General features: G+C 62.9%; 14 protein-coding genes and 1 tRNA gene. 3 read left to right on the forward strand and 12 right to left on the reverse strand.

The genetic code is table 11. The annotated features are described in order from the left end of the window. Positions 1–103 precede the first annotated feature (103 nt). The 8 genes from EHS19_RS05620 to obgE form a co-directional block, all read right to left on the reverse strand. Complete coding sequence (locus EHS19_RS05620) at positions 104–1,180, reverse strand: ABC transporter permease (protein WP_151916804.1); 1,077 nt, start codon at positions 1,178–1,180, stop codon at positions 104–106. A gap of 204 nt (positions 1,181–1,384) precedes the next feature. Beyond that, the gene (locus tag EHS19_RS05625; RefSeq protein WP_151916805.1) at positions 1,385–2,317 is read right to left on the reverse strand and encodes a hypothetical protein; all 933 of its coding nucleotides are present in this window, start codon (positions 2,315–2,317) and stop codon (positions 1,385–1,387) included. Positions 2,318–2,873: 556 nt separating this feature from the next. Next, positions 2,874–3,878, reverse strand: a complete 1,005-nt coding sequence (gene nusG, locus EHS19_RS05630; RefSeq protein WP_421745320.1) for a transcription termination/antitermination protein NusG — start codon at positions 3,876–3,878, stop codon at positions 2,874–2,876. Positions 3,879–3,907: 29 nt separating this feature from the next. Then, complete coding sequence (gene secE, locus EHS19_RS05635) at positions 3,908–4,135, reverse strand: preprotein translocase subunit SecE (protein WP_151916806.1); 228 nt, start codon at positions 4,133–4,135, stop codon at positions 3,908–3,910. A 34-nt stretch (positions 4,136–4,169) separates the two neighbouring features. Continuing rightward, positions 4,170–4,245: transfer RNA gene (locus tag EHS19_RS05640), tRNA-Trp, on the reverse strand. A gap of 156 nt (positions 4,246–4,401) precedes the next feature. Next, the gene (locus EHS19_RS05645) at positions 4,402–5,607 is read right to left on the reverse strand and encodes a pyridoxal phosphate-dependent aminotransferase (protein ID WP_151916807.1); all 1,206 of its coding nucleotides are present in this window, start codon (positions 5,605–5,607) and stop codon (positions 4,402–4,404) included. Between the two features lie 335 nt (positions 5,608–5,942). Then, positions 5,943–7,232 (reverse strand): glutamate 5-kinase, encoded by a 1,290-nt coding sequence (gene proB, locus EHS19_RS05650; protein ID WP_151916808.1) that lies wholly within the window; start codon positions 7,230–7,232, stop codon positions 5,943–5,945. A 189-nt stretch (positions 7,233–7,421) separates the two neighbouring features. Continuing rightward, entirely contained in the window at positions 7,422–9,161 is a 1,740-nt protein-coding gene (obgE, locus tag EHS19_RS05655; RefSeq protein WP_151916809.1) for a GTPase ObgE, read from the reverse strand. Positions 9,162–9,298: 137 nt separating this feature from the next. Here obgE and EHS19_RS05660 point away from each other — a divergent pair, with 137 nt between their 5' ends. Continuing rightward, complete coding sequence (locus EHS19_RS05660; RefSeq protein ID WP_044090646.1) at positions 9,299–9,562, forward strand: type II toxin-antitoxin system RelB/DinJ family antitoxin; 264 nt, start codon at positions 9,299–9,301, stop codon at positions 9,560–9,562. Next, the gene (locus EHS19_RS05665) at positions 9,552–9,905 is read left to right on the forward strand and encodes a type II toxin-antitoxin system YafQ family toxin (RefSeq protein WP_151916810.1); all 354 of its coding nucleotides are present in this window, start codon (positions 9,552–9,554) and stop codon (positions 9,903–9,905) included. The genes EHS19_RS05660 and EHS19_RS05665 overlap by 11 nt, the downstream gene beginning before the upstream one ends. A 609-nt stretch (positions 9,906–10,514) precedes the next feature. Here the strand turns inward: EHS19_RS05665 and rpmA are convergent. From rpmA to dapE, 4 genes are all read right to left on the reverse strand, one after another. Further along, positions 10,515–10,766: a 50S ribosomal protein L27 gene (gene rpmA / locus EHS19_RS05670; RefSeq protein ID WP_151916811.1), complete on the reverse strand. Its 252-nt coding sequence runs from the start codon at positions 10,764–10,766 to the stop codon at positions 10,515–10,517. A gap of 37 nt (positions 10,767–10,803) precedes the next feature. Beyond that, positions 10,804–11,112 carry a 50S ribosomal protein L21 gene (rplU, locus tag EHS19_RS05675; RefSeq protein ID WP_151916812.1) on the reverse strand — a complete coding sequence of 103 codons (309 nt, stop codon included), beginning with the start codon at positions 11,110–11,112 and terminating at the stop codon, positions 10,804–10,806. 148 nt (positions 11,113–11,260) lie between these two features. Beyond that, a complete protein-coding gene (locus EHS19_RS05680) occupies positions 11,261–14,344 on the reverse strand; it encodes an Rne/Rng family ribonuclease (protein ID WP_421745330.1) in 3,084 nt (1,027 codons plus the stop codon). A gap of 420 nt (positions 14,345–14,764) precedes the next feature. Continuing rightward, positions 14,765–15,997 (reverse strand): succinyl-diaminopimelate desuccinylase, encoded by a 1,233-nt coding sequence (gene dapE, locus EHS19_RS05685; RefSeq protein ID WP_151916813.1) that lies wholly within the window; start codon positions 15,995–15,997, stop codon positions 14,765–14,767. 215 nt (positions 15,998–16,212) lie between these two features. Between dapE and EHS19_RS05690 the strand changes: the two genes are divergently transcribed. After that, entirely contained in the window at positions 16,213–17,151 is a 939-nt protein-coding gene (locus EHS19_RS05690) for an AEC family transporter (protein WP_421745325.1), read from the forward strand. Positions 17,152–17,415: the final 264 nt, after the last annotated feature.

Raw genomic sequence — 17,415 nt, forward strand, 5'->3', positions numbered from 1 at the left:
GGTCGTCGATATCCGATTATGCACAGTCCGATTATGCACAGTCAGCCGCGCATCTGCCACGCATCAATCATGCATCAGCCACGGCATCCATGTCATCCATGCATCAGTGCTGCTGCGGCAGCGTCGGCGGAGTCGTCGGCTGCTGCGGCGTGGAAGTGGACAGCACCGTCGCACCAAACTCATCCTCATCGTCGGCAGCAGCCGGAGCGGCGGGCTGCTGCTGGAACGGATCGGACGGAGCCGACACGGGTGCCGGAGCCGCAAACGGATCAGCCGGAGCCGACGGAGCACCAAACGGCGCCGGGGCAGCAGCCGGAGCACCAGCCGCCGGAGCCGGAGCACCAAACGCCGGGGCGGGAGCACCAAACTGAGGAGCGACCGGAACCGCAGGAGCCGCGCCCTTCTTGGCGCGAGTCATGTTGAAGAACGCCAGACCAGTGCCGACGATCATCGCAGCGGCACCGAGGAACACCAGCCAAGGACCGGCACCGTAGCTGACGGCGTTGCGGAACTCGTCGCCGAGTCCGTAGCCAGCGAGCTGGCCGACGGCCTCATCGATCTTCTTGCCGGCATCCATCATTTCGAAGATGCCCAAGCCCAGATCGAGAACCGAAACGATAAGCGCGGCAAGATGCTGGCGCACGATGGTCAGCACCACAGCGGCGACGGCGAACAGGATGAAGAACCATCCATCGCCGCCCTTGATCAGCGACTGGCTCTCATTGAGCGTCTGTCCCATAACAGAAAGGTTGATGGACACGAACGGCACCAGCGTCGCGATCACCGTAAGGATCGCGCCGATGAACGTAATGATCGAGATCATGTCGAACTTGTAGCTGCCGACGTTGACGGTCGTACCGCTGAGCTTGTCGCTGACGTTGCCGAGCTGGTTCATCGCGTTGGCGGCGTTGAACTGCGGCGCCGGAGCACCCGCCGGAGCACCCGCGGGGGCGGCGCCGAAGGGAGGCTGCTGCGGCGGCACCTGCGGAGCCGGCTGTGCGGCGAACTGCGGCGCTGCATACTGCGGCTGGCCGGCGTCGGTCGGCTGCTGCGGAACCTCAGGAGCAGCCGGCACAGTGGGTGCGGTCGGAACTGCCGGAGCGGACGGCACCGCAGGAATGTCTGGCGTCGCGGGAGCGCCGTACTGATTGCCTGGAACGCTATTGTTCGGGTCTGTCATGATAGTTGCCTTCTCTTCATCTGATGGGCCATACACCCAACCAACTTCAGCCTAGCACAGCATGGCTTCACACGCCCGTATCATGCACGGATATTGGGAGCGCGCATGGCGGCCATTGCGATATGCGTGCACATGGAAAGGCCGCGCCCGCTTGGCTGCACAGGCGAAGCGCGGCCGAATCGCATCACAAGCGAATCATTGATATCACTGCCGTGCCGGGGGCTGCGGCATCGGTGGCAACGACGGAGCGGACGGCTGCTGCGGCGCAGCGGGAACGGTGGATGCTGCGCTCGGCGCCGCAGCCGGTGCCGCGGAGGCGGCGGTAGGAGCCGCTGTCTGCGGATAGGACTGGGTCGCCACCGGAGCGGAGACCGCCGCTGCATTCGTCGTACCGGCTGTGCCAGACTTCGCGGCACGACGGCGATTGAGGATCGCGAGCAACGATCCAACGGTCATCACAGCAGAGCCGATGAACAGCAGCCATGCACCAAATCCCACAGACACATTACCGGAAACCAGTCCACCGAATGCGCTGGCGGAGCGGGATGCCTGCGTGCCGCCGATGAGCCACCACAGGAACAGCAGCGTCATGATGATGCCGACGATCAGGCCTCCAAGATACTTGCGAAACACAGTGAACAGCACGATCATCACCAACATGATGATGACCAGCCAAGGAAGAACAGGCGCCTGGAACAAGCTGACGCCCGTGCTGGCTCCGCCGATGCCGGCGACCGATCCAGAAGCCTGCACAAGTGGGAGGAACATCGCCAGGAACGTCAGCACCACGCCCGCGTACGTGATGACCGTGACCATGTCGAACTTGCGACCAGCGATCTCGACATGCTGGGTAGCCATCTTCTGTGCAAATCCGTCGACCGAAGTGGCGGCCTGACGCGCAACCGCCTGCGCTGACTGAGCGGCCTGCTGGCCGTTGAAGCTCGCTGCCGGTTGCTGCTGAGGCGCAGCGGGCTGCGGTGCTGCCGGTTGCGGTGCCGGGGTAGCCGGACTGGGCTGCGGCTGAACCGACTGCGGCGCATACTGAGGCACCTGCTGCACCGGCGGCACCTGCGGAGCCGGGGCGGCTTGCGGCGGCTGCGGAATACCCGGCACACCGGGCACGTTGGGATTGGTCATTTCGTTCCCTTTCACTGACTGGCCGGCTCATCGGCGCCCGACATCATGATCGATATCGGCGATCGGTATCGCAGATGACCAATACATGACATTCGCAATATCAATGCGTCCGACGCACGGCTCCGTTATACGCGACCGACTGGGGATGACCAGTGCACACATCGTGTACGCAGCGTGTGATTGGGCCATGCTCCAGCCTGTATTTTTTCCCCCCTAGGCAATCCGCCTAGGCGAAACGAACAAATCTGTCGCATTCCCTACTTTACCGTGCATCACTACGTTGCGCGTGACATGTCCACACACCGGCGGCTGTCCGACAACGATCCACGCGCGGGCGAAAGCGCGACTCAACCACGCGTCGCATTCGATCACGGGGAGCGGTGAGTACCGAGCGACCACGCGATGTGCCCACGCGACCTGGTAACCGCACAACAGCGCGACCGCGTCTACGTAACCGAGAATTCGCTGTACAAAACACAAATCCCGGAATCATCATTTCGCAATGACGATTCCGGGACTGAGCATTCCGCGATTGAGCGGAGCAGAGCAAAGCTCGCTACTGAAGCTTCTCGACCTGATCGAAGCCAAGCTCGACCGGCGTGTCGCGGCCGAAGATGGACACGAGTACGGTGAGCTTCTGCGTGGTCGGCTCGACGTCGGAAACGACAGCGGCCATCGTGGTGAACGGACCGTCGGTGACGGTGACCTGATCGCCGACCGCGTAGGAGACCTCCACGGCACGCTTCTTGGCGGCGGCGGGCTTGTCGCCGGCCTTCTTGAGTGCTTCGGACGCGATCATCGGGGCCATCATCGAGACGACCTCCTTGCGCGACAGCGGAGCAGGGTCCTTGGTGGGACCGACGAAACCGGTCACGCCCTCGGTCTCACGCACGATGCGGCGGGCGTCCTCATCGGGCCACATGCGGATCAGCACATAGCCGGGAACGCGCACGCGCGTAACGATCTTCTTGCCTTTGTCGGTGTGCTTCTCGACTTCCTCCATCGGCACTTCGATCTGGAAGATCTTGTCTTCGAGACCAAAGGACTGGATACGCGATTCGACGTTCGTCTTCACGCGCTTCTCGTAGCCGGAATACGTGTGAACGACGTACCACTTGCCCTCAAGCGAGCGCAGCGACTTGGAAAACTCGGCGACCGCCTTCGCGCCGGCGTCCTCCTCCTCATCGGCCTGCTCGTCGGAACCCTCGCCATCGGCAGATTCATCCGAATCGCCCGCATCAGCATGTGATTCATCCGCCACATCTGAAGCGGCATCGTGCGCGTCATCAGCAGAATCAGCGACAGCGTCAAGCGAAGCAACCGCATCGGCAGCTGCGGCATCGTGCGCGCTCTGCGCATCCTCGATAGTGGTGGATTCCGCATCGCCGGCTTCATCATCAGCCACAGCCGGCATGACCAGCGGCTCATCATCCTTAGAATCATCAGAAACCGGAAGCGCGTCAAGATTCACTTCCGGTTCAGGCTGAATGTCTGCGTCTCCTTCGGACTGCGGCACGTCGGGCAGCGCGTCGAGATTCTCGAGATTCACTTCATCATTCATGCGTTATTTCACCTTTGGGTTGGTTAGAATCAGCCGAACACCCAGAGCACGAGCTTGCCGAGACCGAAGTCCATGCCCGTGACCAGAGCCATGAGCAGCAGCACGAAGATGAACACGGCAAGGGACCATGCAAACAGCTCCTTGGCGGTCGGCGTCACGACCTTGCGAAGCTCATCGATGATCTGCTTGATAAACATGCCGATGCGCATGAAGACATTCGGTTTCACTGCCTTCTCGGACTTGCCTGCCTTCGCCATATCCATCCTTACGCTAACTGCCGCTACAGATACTTGGCAGGGAAGGCGGGACTCGAACCCACAACCTACGGTTTTGGAGACCGTTGCGCTACCAATTGCGCCACTTCCCTAGGTGAACTTTGCCAATGCTACCCGCCCCGTAAGACGAAACGACAGCCTAGCAAAACCGCCAAGAGGCCATATTAGCCGCTCCCGGCGATTTCGTCCAATCGGCTCGCGGCAGCGAAGGCAAAAACCACGGCATTCCAACGAACCTACGGCATGTCTCAACCGCGCCACACTCCGAAGCGATGGATGCCTTCGGCGAGCTGGTCGTCGGCGAGAGCGTAGGAGAATCGCAGGTAGCCGGGCGCGCCGAACGCCTCGCCGGGCACTGCGGCCACATGCGCCTCATCCAGCAGCGCGGCGGCAAGTTCGGACGAACTTGCGCACACCGTGCCCTTCTCCCCCAGCGGCACGCCGAGCAGACCGGTCACATCGGCGAACGCATAGAATGCACCGGTCGGCGTCGGACACACCACGCCGTCGATGTCGTTCAGCGCGGCGACGATCGCCCGCCTGCGCACATCGAACGCGGCACGCATCGCATGCACGGCATCCAGCGAACCGGAGACCGCGGCAAGCGCGGCCCGCTGCGACACGTTCGCCACATTGGAGGTCATGTGCCCCTGAAGCTTGGCGGCGGCCTTGGCGACCGGTAGCGGAGCGATCAGCCAGCCGACGCGCCAGCCGGGCATCGCGTACGTCTTGGCCACGCCGTTGAGCACGACGAGCTGGTCGCGGCATTCGGGCACGGCGGCACCGATATACGTGGTCTTCGCATCGTCATAGTTGAGATGCTCGTAGATCTCGTCGGAAATGATCCAGATGTGATGTTCGATCGCCCACCGCGCAATGCGCACGATCGTATCGGTCGACCAGACCGCTCCGGTCGGATTGTTCGGCGAGTTGACGATGATCGCCTTGGTCCGTTCGGTGCGCGCCGCCTCCAGAGCGTCCAGATCCGGCTCGAATCCGCGATCGCCGCCCGCGAACACGGTGACGGGCACGCCATCGGCAAGCTTGACCGCCTCCGGGTAGCTGGTCCAGTACGGCGTGGGGATGATCACCTCGTCACCGGGGTTGAGCAGCACCTGGAACGTCGAATACACCGCCTGCTTGCCGCCGTTGGTGACGACGACCTGATCGGGCTCGACCTCATAGCCGGAGTCCCGCAGCGTCTTGTCGGCGATGGCCTGGCGCAATTCGGGAAGGCCCGGCGTCGGCGTGTACTTGTAGTTGCGCGGATCGCGGCATGCGGCGACGGCAGCCTCCACCACGTAGTCCGGGGTCGGGAAGTTCGGCTCCCCGGCGCCGAACCCGATCACGTCCAGCCCGGCAGCCTTCATCGCCTTGGCCTTGGAATCGACGGCAAGCGTAGCGCTCGGCGTCACGTTGTTGATACGGTCGGAGAGAGTCTGCCATTCAGCCATAGTCATGCAATCTACGATAGCCGCGACACGCGAAAACCTGAAGATGCTCTACCAATTTGTCGCGTTTGCCGTCCACTGCGTTGCTATCTCGAAACTGAGAGGCTGATTTGAGGAGTTACGGCAGTCTATCTCGAAACTGAGAGGCTGACGAAGGCGGAGCCTTTCACGAAATAAGTGGGAAAACGGCTTGTTCTAGGAACGGTCTCGCCTCCCGATAGCCTCTCAGTTTGGAGATAGACTACCGCAGAAGCCCAAAACAGCCTCTCAGTTTCGAGATAGCCAGTCAACGCCCCAAGATGAGCCTCTGCAGACAACCTCGGACCGGACCCAACCGGTCACACCAGCACGAGATTGTCGCGATGCACCAGCGGATGCGCGTATTCCTCGCCGAGGAACCGCCGCAGCTGCGCGCTCGTGCGCCCCAGCATCTGCGGAATCTCCTCGGAATCAAACCCCGAAAGCCCTCGCGCGACATGCGCGCCCGACTCGTCGTCAATCCACACGGGATCGCCCGCCGAGAACTCGCCGCGCACCTCGACCACACCAGCAGCCAGCAGACTCGCGCGGCCACCTCGAACGGCACGTGCGGCGCCTTCGTCGGCAACCAGCGTGCCGCGCGGTGCCGCAGCGAATCCGATCCACAACCGACGCGACGAGCCGCGATGCTTGACCGGCGCGAACGCCGTGCCGACCGGATCGCCCATCAGCGCCGGCCCCGCGTTGACCGCACTGGTCAGCACCGTGGGAATGCCCGACACGGCGGCGACGCGAGCCGCTTCCAGCTTGGTCACCATGCCGCCCGTGCCCACGCCGGATGTCGGACCGGTCACCGTGACATCGCCCAGTGCGGCGACCACATCGGGCACAAAGCCGACGCGGCGCGCTCCAGGCTGCGAAGGAGGCGCCGTGTACAGCGCATCCACATCGGTCAGCAATACCAACGCATCCGCCCGCACGATGTTCGCGACCAGCGCCGACAGCCGGTCGTTGTCGCCGAAGCGGATCTCGTTGCTTGCAAGCGAATCGTTCTCGTTGACGATCGGCACCACGCCGAGATCCAGCAGCCGACCGAGCGTGCGCTGCACGTTGCGGTATTGCGCCGCGCGAATCGTGTCCTCGGCGGTGATGAGGATCTGGCCGACGCGCACGCCGAACCGAGCGAACGACGATTCGTAGCGTGCCATCAGCAGCCCCTGTCCGACCGACGCGGCCGCCTGCTGCGTGGCGACGTCGAGCGGGCGCGCGTCGAATCCGAGCGGGCCGAATCCGGCGGCGATCGCACCGGAGGAGACAAGCACCACGCGCGCACCCTCGCCGGCAGCGGTGGCCAGCGCGCTCACCAGCGCATCCAATCGCCCGCCGTCAAGGTGGCCGGATGGCTTGGTCAGCGAGCTCGACCCCACCTTGACGACGACGGTTCGCGCCCCGGCTACGGCGCGACGCACATCGGTTTCGGTGAGCGAGGCGGCGAGGGAGGCCGTGAGCGAGGCGGCAGCGGGCTTGGATTGAGCGGCTTGGGCAGCCTCGGGTTGAGCAGCCTCAGCTTGGGCGGACTTGGTGTGAGCATCCCCGGTTTCCCTGATTTCCTCGGTTTGCCAGGTTTCCTCAGTTTCAGCGGCAGCCATGACCGTCCTTTCGACGTATTGCCGACATGTTGCGCGGCGCGGACTCGGTCTCGCGGAGCGCGGTTCGTGGCGCGTTTCGGCAAGTGCCGTAGGCACGTTCGCGTACGCGATGACTTCAGTTTGGCACATATGACGATGCGCCGAACCGAATCGACCATTTGCGCGCCTGCTGCCGCCCGCCGGCCGCTTCTACTCCTCGCTTGTCTCGCCGCGACCGAACAGGCTGTTCTCGTCGTGACGATCGTCGTCGATGCCGGGGTCGGCCCAGTGGCCGGCCTTGCGTTCGGCCATCATCGCCTCGCGGACCGCGGTCTTGGCATCCATCATCTCGTGATACTGGCGGCGGCGCTCCGCGTTGGTGCGGCGGCGGCCACCCGGCTGATCCGGCTCAAGACGCAGGTCCTTGCCGCGCGCGCCCAGTTGGGTGCCGTCGAGCATCTCCGCGCCGGCCGCGATGGTCGGATCCCAGTCGAATGCAACCGCGCGATCGCCGCGACCAATGCGCACCTCATCGCCCGGATGCGCTCCCTGCCGACGCAGTTCGTCCTCGACGCCGAGTTTGGCCAGACGATCGGCGAGATAGCCGACCGCCTCATCGTTGTCGAAGTTGGTCTGCATGACCCAGCGCTCGGGCTTGGTGCCGGTGACCTGATAGCAGACGCCATCCGGCTCCTCGATGCGCTCGACGGTGAATTCGAGCGCATCCGCGGCACCGGCAGCACCGCGGCGGCGACGCAATCCGCGCTGTTCCAGCGGCTTGATGACTACGCGCTCCTCTTCGGCCTGCTCGCGGCGCGCCACCTCCTGGCGCATGTCGCTGACCATGGCAGCCAAGGCGAAGTTCAGCTCCTTGAGACCCTCGTGCGAAGCGGTGGAGATCTCGAAGACCTTCAGTCCCATGCGTTCGAAGTCGGGACGCACGAAATCCGCCAGCTCCCTGGCATCGGGAACGTCGATCTTGTTGAGCACGATGATGCGCGGACGCTCCGGAATCGGAATGGTACCAAGCGGCAGATCAAGCTTGTCGGCGTATTCCGCCAGCTCGCGCTCCAGCGCATGATAGTCGCCCACCGGATCGCGGTCAGGCTCGAACGTGGCGCAGTCGATCACATGGGCGATGATCTCGGTGCGCTCGATGTGACGCAGGAACTCAAGTCCCAACCCCTTGCCCTGGGATGCACCCGGAATCAGACCGGGGACGTCGGCGATCGTATAGCGCTGATCACCCGCCACCACCACGCCGAGATTCGGCACCAACGTGGTGAACGGGTAGTCGGCGATCTTCGGCTTCGCGGAGCTGAGCGCGGCAATCAGACTCGACTTGCCCGCGCTGGGGAATCCGACCAGCGCCACGTCGGCGATCGACTTAAGTTCCAGCACCACGTCGCGCTCCTCGCCCGGCTCGCCGAGAAGCGCGAATCCGGGCGCGCGTCGCGTGCGATTGGCGAGCGCCGCATTGCCGAGACCGCCGGAGCCTCCTGCGGCGGCGACGAAACGGTCGCCTTCGTGGCGAAGATCGGCGAGCGGCTCACCGGACGCGCGACCGCCGTTGCCGGTGCCGTTGCCGGTGGCTTTATTGGCGTTTTTGCCGACGCTGCCGGCATTGTCAGCTTTGCCGGCTTTGCGGCTCGCGGCGAAGATCACCGTGCCGACGGGAACCGGGAGAATCAGATCGGCACCTTTGGAGCCGTCCTTGGTGTCGCCCAGACCCATTGTGCCGTTGCCTGCGGAACGATGCGGCATGAATCGATAGTCGAGCAGGCTGTTCGCATTGCGGTCGGCGACGAAGATCACCGAACCGCCGTCGCCGCCATTGCCGCCGTTCGGACCGGCCAGCGGCTTGAATTTCTCACGTTTGATGCCGGCGGACCCATTGCCGCCGTCGCCGCCCTTGACATGGACGGTCACTCTATCCACAAAATCACTCATAATATTCCTATTCTACCGATTGGGGTTGATGGACTGTTTTTCTGCGCCCGGAGCATAGGAAGGGGCGTGGCGGGACTGGGGCCAGCGCCAGTCTTATCCCGTTGTGATAACATTGGGAAAAGAACCAAGGAGTAATCATGACAGCAACAGCCGAAACCAGAATCAATTTCCGTACAGACCCAGAAACCAAGGAAGCAGCGACCCGCGTCTTCGACACTCTGGGCATCGATATGTCCACCGCGTTGAACATGTTCCTCAAGCAGACGGTGAGGAATCAGGCGCTGCCCTTCACTCCCAGCGTTGACACCACGGCGAACATGGAAGCTCGTCGTCAGGCATTCGCACGCGAAGGACGTCGCTTCGACACCGTCGACGAGCTGAGGAGCTTCTATGGCGATTGAGGAAATCATCGCGACAACCATCTTCGACAAGGACATCAAGGCACTTCGCAAGAAGCACACTCCACTGGCTCCACTATGGGATGCAGTGGACACCATAGTCGCAGACGACAAGAATCTGCTCTCCAGCAAATACAAGGACCGTGCGTTGACCGGCCAGTGGACAGGATTCCGCGAACTGCACATCAAAGGCGACTGGCTGCTTGCTTATCGAATCGACGGCAACGGATTGACCTTGGTGCTGACTCGTACCAGCACCCATGACGTGCTGTATTCTGCACGCATGACAGGCAAGGACATCGACACCTACCGCCGCGACGAAGCTCACACCATTGGCAAGCACTGAGCCCCAGAACGTCGACTGAATCCCGTCATCGCGTTGGCGGTTTCACCCTGATCCCGAGAAAACCTTGCGCTGTGAGGCGCGTTAGCGCAAGAGATTCTCGAATCTAGGGCAAATCCCGAGAAAACCTTGCGCTAATCGCTCCATTAGCACAAGATCCTCTCGAGCTCGCGACTCTTTTCGAGATTATCTTGCGCAGCGCAAGCGCCGGCCGGCGTCGGTCGTCACCGGTCAGAGGATTTGCGCAAGATTTTAGAGCTCAGGGATGGCTCAGGGGGAGGTGGTGCCGTTTTCGTCTTTTGACGCCAGTGATCCGTCTCTCAGATAATTGAGGGGTTCAGCTTCTGTCTCTCCCCCAGTCAGCTCCGCTGACAGCCCGTCCTGCAATTTCGGACGCGCTCTGCGCGCATCCTGCTGGCTCGCCTGTCGGCTCGCACGTTGCCTACAAACAGCTCCGCTGTTTGCTTAACGGCAACGTCCCGCAAGAGGAGCCGAAATCAAGATACATGCATCCAAGCAACAAAAAACCGCACTGACGCAACAGTATTGCGCACAGTGCGGTTAGAAAAACGTTCGCGATGTTCGTTTTGCTCAGCGAAACCGACGAAACGCTCAGGCGGCGATGACGTCGACGATCTTGCGATCGCGGCGGACACCGAACTTCACGTTGCCATCCTTGAGCGCGAACAGCGTGTGGTCCTTGCCCATGCCGACGTTGTTGCCGGGGTGGACCTTGGTGCCACGCTGACGGATGATGATGTTGCCGGCCACGACAGCCTCGCCGCCGAACTTCTTCACACCGAGGTATTGGGGCTGTGAATCGCGACCGTTGCGCGAGCTGGATGCACCCTTCTTATGTGCCATGATTAATCCTTTCGGTTCCCGTTACGAGTGGAAAAACTCAGGCGATCGCCGTGACCTTGACGGCGGTCAGCTTCTGACGGTGACCCTTGCGACGGGCAACACCGGTCTTGTTCTTGAACTTCTGGATGTTGATCTTCGGGCCCTTGGCCTCGTCGTCAACGACTTCGCCCTTGACGGACACCTTCGCCAGATCGGCGGCGGCCAGCGTCACGTTGGCACCATCGACCACAAGCGCGACCGGGAACTCGACGGTCTCACCCTTCTGCGCCTCGAGACGGTTGACGAAAATCACGTCACCGACCTCAACCTTCTCCTGATGGCCACCGGCCTTCACAATCGCGTACATGCTTCAATCCTTGCTATATGGTTATTAAGCTTCTTGCCTGACGCAGAGCCTGTGGTCAGACACCGACTATCAAATTTACACCGACCCCCGTACTAATGCAAGTCAAATCCTCGGCGTGTCAAGCACGACACGCCGAGGACGGAATCGATCACTCGTCATCGCGATCGTCATCGCGATCGTCATCGCGATCATCGTCCACATTGCCGGCGGCAACCGCAGCGGCGGCAATCTGGGCGAGCTTGGCGCGAACCGCGGCGCTGGACCCCTGCGGCACCGGCGCGGACAGCACCGCATCCGTTCCGCGACCATGCTTGTTGGTCTTGACGAACGGATCGCCTCCCTTGAGCGCGTACGGATCGTCGTAGTCGGCGTTCACGGTCGGCTCGTCGTGAAGAATGAACCCGCGGCCCTTGCAGGTCGGGCATTCCTCGGAGAAGGCCTCGACCAGACCCTGACCGATGCGTTTGCGGGTCATCTGCACCAGTCCAAGCGACGTGACCTCGGCCACCTGATGCTTGGTGCGGTCGCGCGCAAGGCATTCGATCAGTCGACGCAGCACCAGATCACGGTTCGCCGGCATGACCATATCGACGTAGTCGATCATCACCATGCCACCGATGTCGCGCAGCCGCAGCTGTCGGGCGATCTCCTCGGACGCCTCCAGATTGCAGCGCGTGACCGTCTCCTCCAGCGAATGCCCGCGGCCGATGAACCGGCCCGTGTTCACGTCGATGGTGGTCATGGCCTCGGTGCGATCGATGACGATCGAGCCGCCGGACGGCAGATACACCTGCCGCTCCATGCCCTTGCGCAGCTGCGAGTCGATCTGCCACTTGTCGAACACGTCCTTGCCCTCGTGCTCGGCCGGGTCCCACCGCACGAGCTTCTCCTTGAGATCGGGGGCCATCGTGTCGAGATACTCCTCGATGCGATCGTAGACCTTGTCTCCCTCGACGACCAGCTTGCTGAAGTCGTCGTTGAAGATGTCGCGCACCACGCGAATCGCCACATCCGGCTCGCCCTGCAGCAGCTTGGCGCGCTTGCCGTGCAGGAATTCGTCGCGCTTGGCGCAGATGCGCTCCCACTGGCGGACCAGCGAGTTGAGATCGTTGACGATCGCATCCTCGGAGGCCCCTTCGGCGGCGGTGCGGATGATCACGCCCATGTCCTTCGGCGCGATCTTCGAGACGATGTTCTTGAGTCGCGAACGTTCGCGATCCGAGAGCTTGCGGCTCACGCCGGTCATGCCGCCCGACGGCACCAGCACCAGGAAGCGACCGGCAAGCGTGATCTGACTGGTCAGACGCGCTCCCTTGTGACCGATCGGGTCCTTGGTGACCTGCACCAGCACCGGATCGCCCGACTTGAACGCCAGTTCGATGCGTCGCGGCTGGCCGTCCAGACGAGCCGCATCCCAGTTGACCTCGCCGGCGTACAGCACGCCGTTGCGCGGCTGTCCGATGTCGACGAACGCGGCCTCCATGCTGGGCAGCACGTTCTGTACGCGGCCCAGATAGATGTTGCCGACCGTGGCGACCTCCTGGATGTCGGACACGTAGTGCTCGACCAGCACGTTGTCCTCGATGACGGAGATCTGCGTGTGGCGACCGCGCTCACGGACCACCATGAGACGGTCCACGTTCTCGCGGCGGGCGAGGAAATCCTGCTCCATGAGCTGCGACTGGCGGGAGCGCTCACGTCGATTGTCGCGACGGCGCTGCTTCTTCGCCTCCAGTCTGGTCGATCCCTCGATGTCGGTGATCTCGTCGATGTACTGCTGCTTGCGCGAACGGCGCGGCACAAGTTCCTCGACGGCGAGCTCGCCCGACTTCGAGCGGCGGCGACGGCGACGGCGCGTGACCGTCGAATCGTCGTCATCCTCGTCGCGGCGACGGCTCGATGCCGTCTCCTCGATCTGATCGTCCTGCGCAGCGTCCTCGTCATCGTCGGCATTGGATGCGGTTGCATCCACGTCGAGTTCGGCGGCCGCCTGCACATCGCGGCCGGTGCGGGACCGGCGACGGCGACGCGAACGAACCGGACCTTCGGACAGGTCCTCCTCCGTGATCGGCGCATAGGTGATGTCGTCGAGGGAAAGGTCTTCCTCGATCTGCTCCACCTCGGCCGCCGCACGGCGTTCCTGCGCGTTGAGTCGACGGGAACGACGCGAACGCCCGCTCTGCTGCTCATCCTCCGGCTGCTGCGTCGAATCATCCGCTACAATATCGGCATCTGCGTCGGAGCGAGTGCCGGCATCGCGACGGCTGCCGGCATCGCGGCCGCCGCGATCGCCACGGTCATCGCGTTCTTCGCGATCCTCACGATCATCGCGGTCGACCAGGGAGTCGTCGTCAGCGGAACGGTCAGTTGCATGGTCAGTTGCACGACTGTCGCGCGCACGGCCGGATGCGACGGCGCGACGGCGGCGAGAGCGACGGGACGAGCGCGAACCCTCCTCGCGTTCATCGCGATCACCACGATAGTCACGCTCATCGCGGCCGGAATCCGCCCGATCGCCACGATCATCGTCGGCACGCTCAGGAAGCGCCGGCAGAATCGGCTCCTGGAACAGCAGCGATGTCATCGGCCGCAGCGACGACGAGGCCCGTCCGGACGACAACGCGGTCAGTGCATCGTCGGCACGCCCGTCTGCATCATCATCGCGGGTGCGGCGACGACGCGACGAGGAACGATCGTCGCGATCGTCGCGCATGTCACCGGCGTCAAACAGATCGTCATTGACTCGAGAGCGGCGACGCGAACGTGTGCGACCGGCAGACTCGGCATCACCATCGTCGGCGCCCGCGCTGAACTCGACGCCATGTCGATTCAGCGACGCGCGGGATGCGCCGACAGAAGCACCCGGCGACTGGGTGCCCGCCGCGGCGGCATCAGACGCAGCATCAGACGCGGAACCGGAGGCGGAATTGCCCGGCACAACGACGGAAGGCTCCTCAAACAGAGGCGCGATATGCTCCTGCACCTTCAATTCGACCGCAGCTCCGGCGGCACCCGCGCCGCGAACGACGCGACGGCCGCCACGGCGACGGCGAGGCGTAGGCGATGACACGGCCGACGCACCAGCAGCAGCTGCACTCGAAGCGGAGGCGCCAGTCGCGCCGGCATCCACTCCGGTATTTGCGGTATTGCTCGCAACAGCGGCGTTTTCGCCAGCGGTTTGCGTGATTCTATTATCCGTGGCTTCAGCGTCGCCGAAGCCCTTCTTACTCAATCTGGGCACGATGCTCCTCGCGACGCGCTGCAACCTCGTCGCCTCTGTCAAGCTCCATACGGCTGTCACGCCATGCTCTCACCATGGCCGCGCATCAATTGCGCCCGTACAAAGCACCGGTCAAAAAGTCCTTGCTGCGACGGCGGACACCGGCCCTGCGGAAAAGCCGCGCAGGGGGATCGACGCCATCGATTGCCAGGCGGCTTGCAGAACCGCCATCTTTAAGTATGACACAAAAATGTGCCGTTTATGAACAATGGCGGAATCTCGCGCAAACCGGGCGTGCCGCGCCCATGCGGGCTTCGCGCCTAACGCGTCAACCCAGCAACCACGGACGCGCCACAGCGCGACCCAACACACCCTCGCTCGGCTACCGCCTCACTCGGGCTGACGCTACGCGAAGCCCACCGGGCTTCGCGCCTAACGCGTCAGCCATCGCTCCAGTAAGTCGGCGAGGAGGGTGAGTTCGCTGGCAGGAAGCTGCTCGTCGTGTTTGTGGGCAAGCAGCGGACTGCCCGCGCCGAGGTTGACGGCCGGAATGCCCAGCAGCGCGAATCGTGCCACATCGGTCCAGCCGAGTTTGGCCACCGGCTCGCGACCGGTACGCTCATGCACCAGCTTCGCCAGCGACACGGCGAGCGGCGCATCCATGCCGGGCCGTGCGCTCGGCGACTCGTCCTTCATCTCGATGCCGAATCCCTCGAACATGCCGCCGGTCGCCACATGCTCGCCGTTGCCCAGTTCGGCGCCGCAATCCGCTCCCATCATCGCCGCCTTGGCCTGCGCGACCGACTTGTCTGGCGCAAACCGATAGTTGACGTGCACGCGGCACTCGTCGGGAATCACATTCGTGCCCTTGCCGCCGGAAATCAGCGTCGCGTTGACGCCCTCGCGGTAGACAAGCCCATCCACCGGCACGTCGATCGGCTGGTATTCGGCGAGCCGGCGCAGCACTTCGGCGGCCTTGTGAATAGCGTTCTGTCCCATCCACGCACGCGCCGAATGCGCGGCCACGCCATGCGTGATCACGTCGAAGCGAATCGTACCGTTGCAGCCGCCCTCGATGCCGCAGTCGGTGGGTTCGCCGATGATCGCGAAATCGCCGGAAATCCAATCAGGATGCGCTTCGACGACCTTGCGCAGCCCGTTCTTCTCGGCGGCGACCTCCTCGTGATCGTAGAACACGAACGTCAGATCATACTGCGGCGTGACGTGCACGCCATCCAGCGCGGCCGCCAAATACAGCAGAACCGCGTCCGACGCCTTCATATCGGTCGCACCGCGCCCCCACAGCACGCGTTCGCAGGGATGCGCGGCCGCCACATCCTCACGAATCAGCGGATCGCCGGGCTCCAGACAGCGCGGCGGGAAATTGTCGATCACCGGCACCGTGTCGATATGGCCGGCAAGAATCACCCGCTGCGATCTGCCGAACGACGTGCTCGCCACCACCGTATCGCCATGCCGATGCACGGTCAGATGCGGCAATGCGCGCAGATACCGCTCGATCGCGTCGGCGAGCGGACCCTCGTCATCGCTCACCGAATACGCGCCCATGATCTGATCCAGCAGCGCCACAAGCGCGTCCTCGCGCGTCGCTTCTGCGGCAAAACCCAATTCCCTGGCCGTAGCGGCCGCCAATTCGTGTGTCATGCGACCATCCTAGCGTGCATCAGGCGACGAACGCGACGCCCGCGCAAGCAACCGGAAATCAGAAATCAACAATGGCAGCAAACACAGGCAGCAAACGCGGCAACGCAACCACCACAGCAGCGCAACAAACGCCGCCTATCGTGAGATGAAACCACGGAATCGAACGCACTGTGGCACTATGGGGGTGTTCGCAGCCGCAAACGGAAGGAAGAATCATGGGTTTGTTGAGCGCGATGGAAGGCTTCTGCGTCATCGGCATCGTGATCGCCGCCGGCTACATCGCCGCGCGCATGCGCATCGGCGGCCCGACCGCGCAGATGGTGCTCAACCGCTTCAGCTTCTTCGTCTCCAGCCCATGCCTGATGTTCGCAATCCTCTCCAAGGAGCCGATCTTCGACATCTTCCACTCGTCGATCATCGTGGCGTTCCTCTCCGCAATGCTGGTCGGCGTGGTGTTCCTTGTGCTCAACCGCATGTTCTTCCACATGGGGGCGGCCGACGCGACGATCGGCGCGCTCAACTCGCTCTATCTCAACTCGAACAACATCGGTCTGCCGATCGCCACCTATATTCTCGGCAACGGTGCGCTCGTCGCCCCGATTCTCGTGATGCAGCAGGCGCTGTTCACGCCGATCGGACTGACCGCGCTCGACGTGACCACCAAAGGCAAGGTGTCGCTCAAGGAGATCGCCAAGCAGCCGCTGCATCAGCCGCTGCTGATCGGCTCGCTGCTCGGCATCGGCTTGTCGGCGGTCTACGCGAAGACCGGCTGGTTCATTCCGAATTTCATTTTCGATCCGATCAAGATGATCGGCGATTCCGCGGTGCCGATGATTCTGATGGCGTTCGGCATGTCGCTGCACGGCACCAAACCGCTGCAGCAGAAGGGCGATATTCCGGCGATTCTGACTGTTGCGGTACTCAAGAACATCGTGATGCCGATCATCGCGTTCCTGCTGGCGTACTTCATGATGGGATTCCGCGGCAACGTGCTGTACGCATGCGTGGTGCTCGCCGCGCTGCCGACCGGGCAGAACGTGTACAACTACGCCGCCCGCTACAACGTGGGGCTTACGTTCGCGCGCGACGGCATTCTGATCTCGACGATGACCAGTCCTGTGTTCATCGCGCTGATCGCGGCGCTGCTGAGCTGAGCTGCTTAAGCGGTGCTGAGCTGGCTGAGCTAGCTGAGCCAGTGTCCTGCGTCAGAAGTTCGTTGATTATAATGTTGGCTCCCCTTGTCAGGGGAGCTGGACCGCGAAGCGGGACTGAGGGGTAGTGAATTCGTCAACGAATGTCTGACGCAGGATACTAGCTGAACTGAGCTAGCTGAACTGAGCAGAACTGTGCTGAGCCAACGTCATCCGCATAAACGCACTCCGCATATCATATTCCACATGATGTAGGGATCTCCCCAT

Origin of the sequence: Bifidobacterium jacchi, from assembly GCF_009078285.1 — a bacterium.
GTDB classification, from domain to species: domain Bacteria; phylum Actinomycetota; class Actinomycetes; order Actinomycetales; family Bifidobacteriaceae; genus Bifidobacterium; species Bifidobacterium jacchi.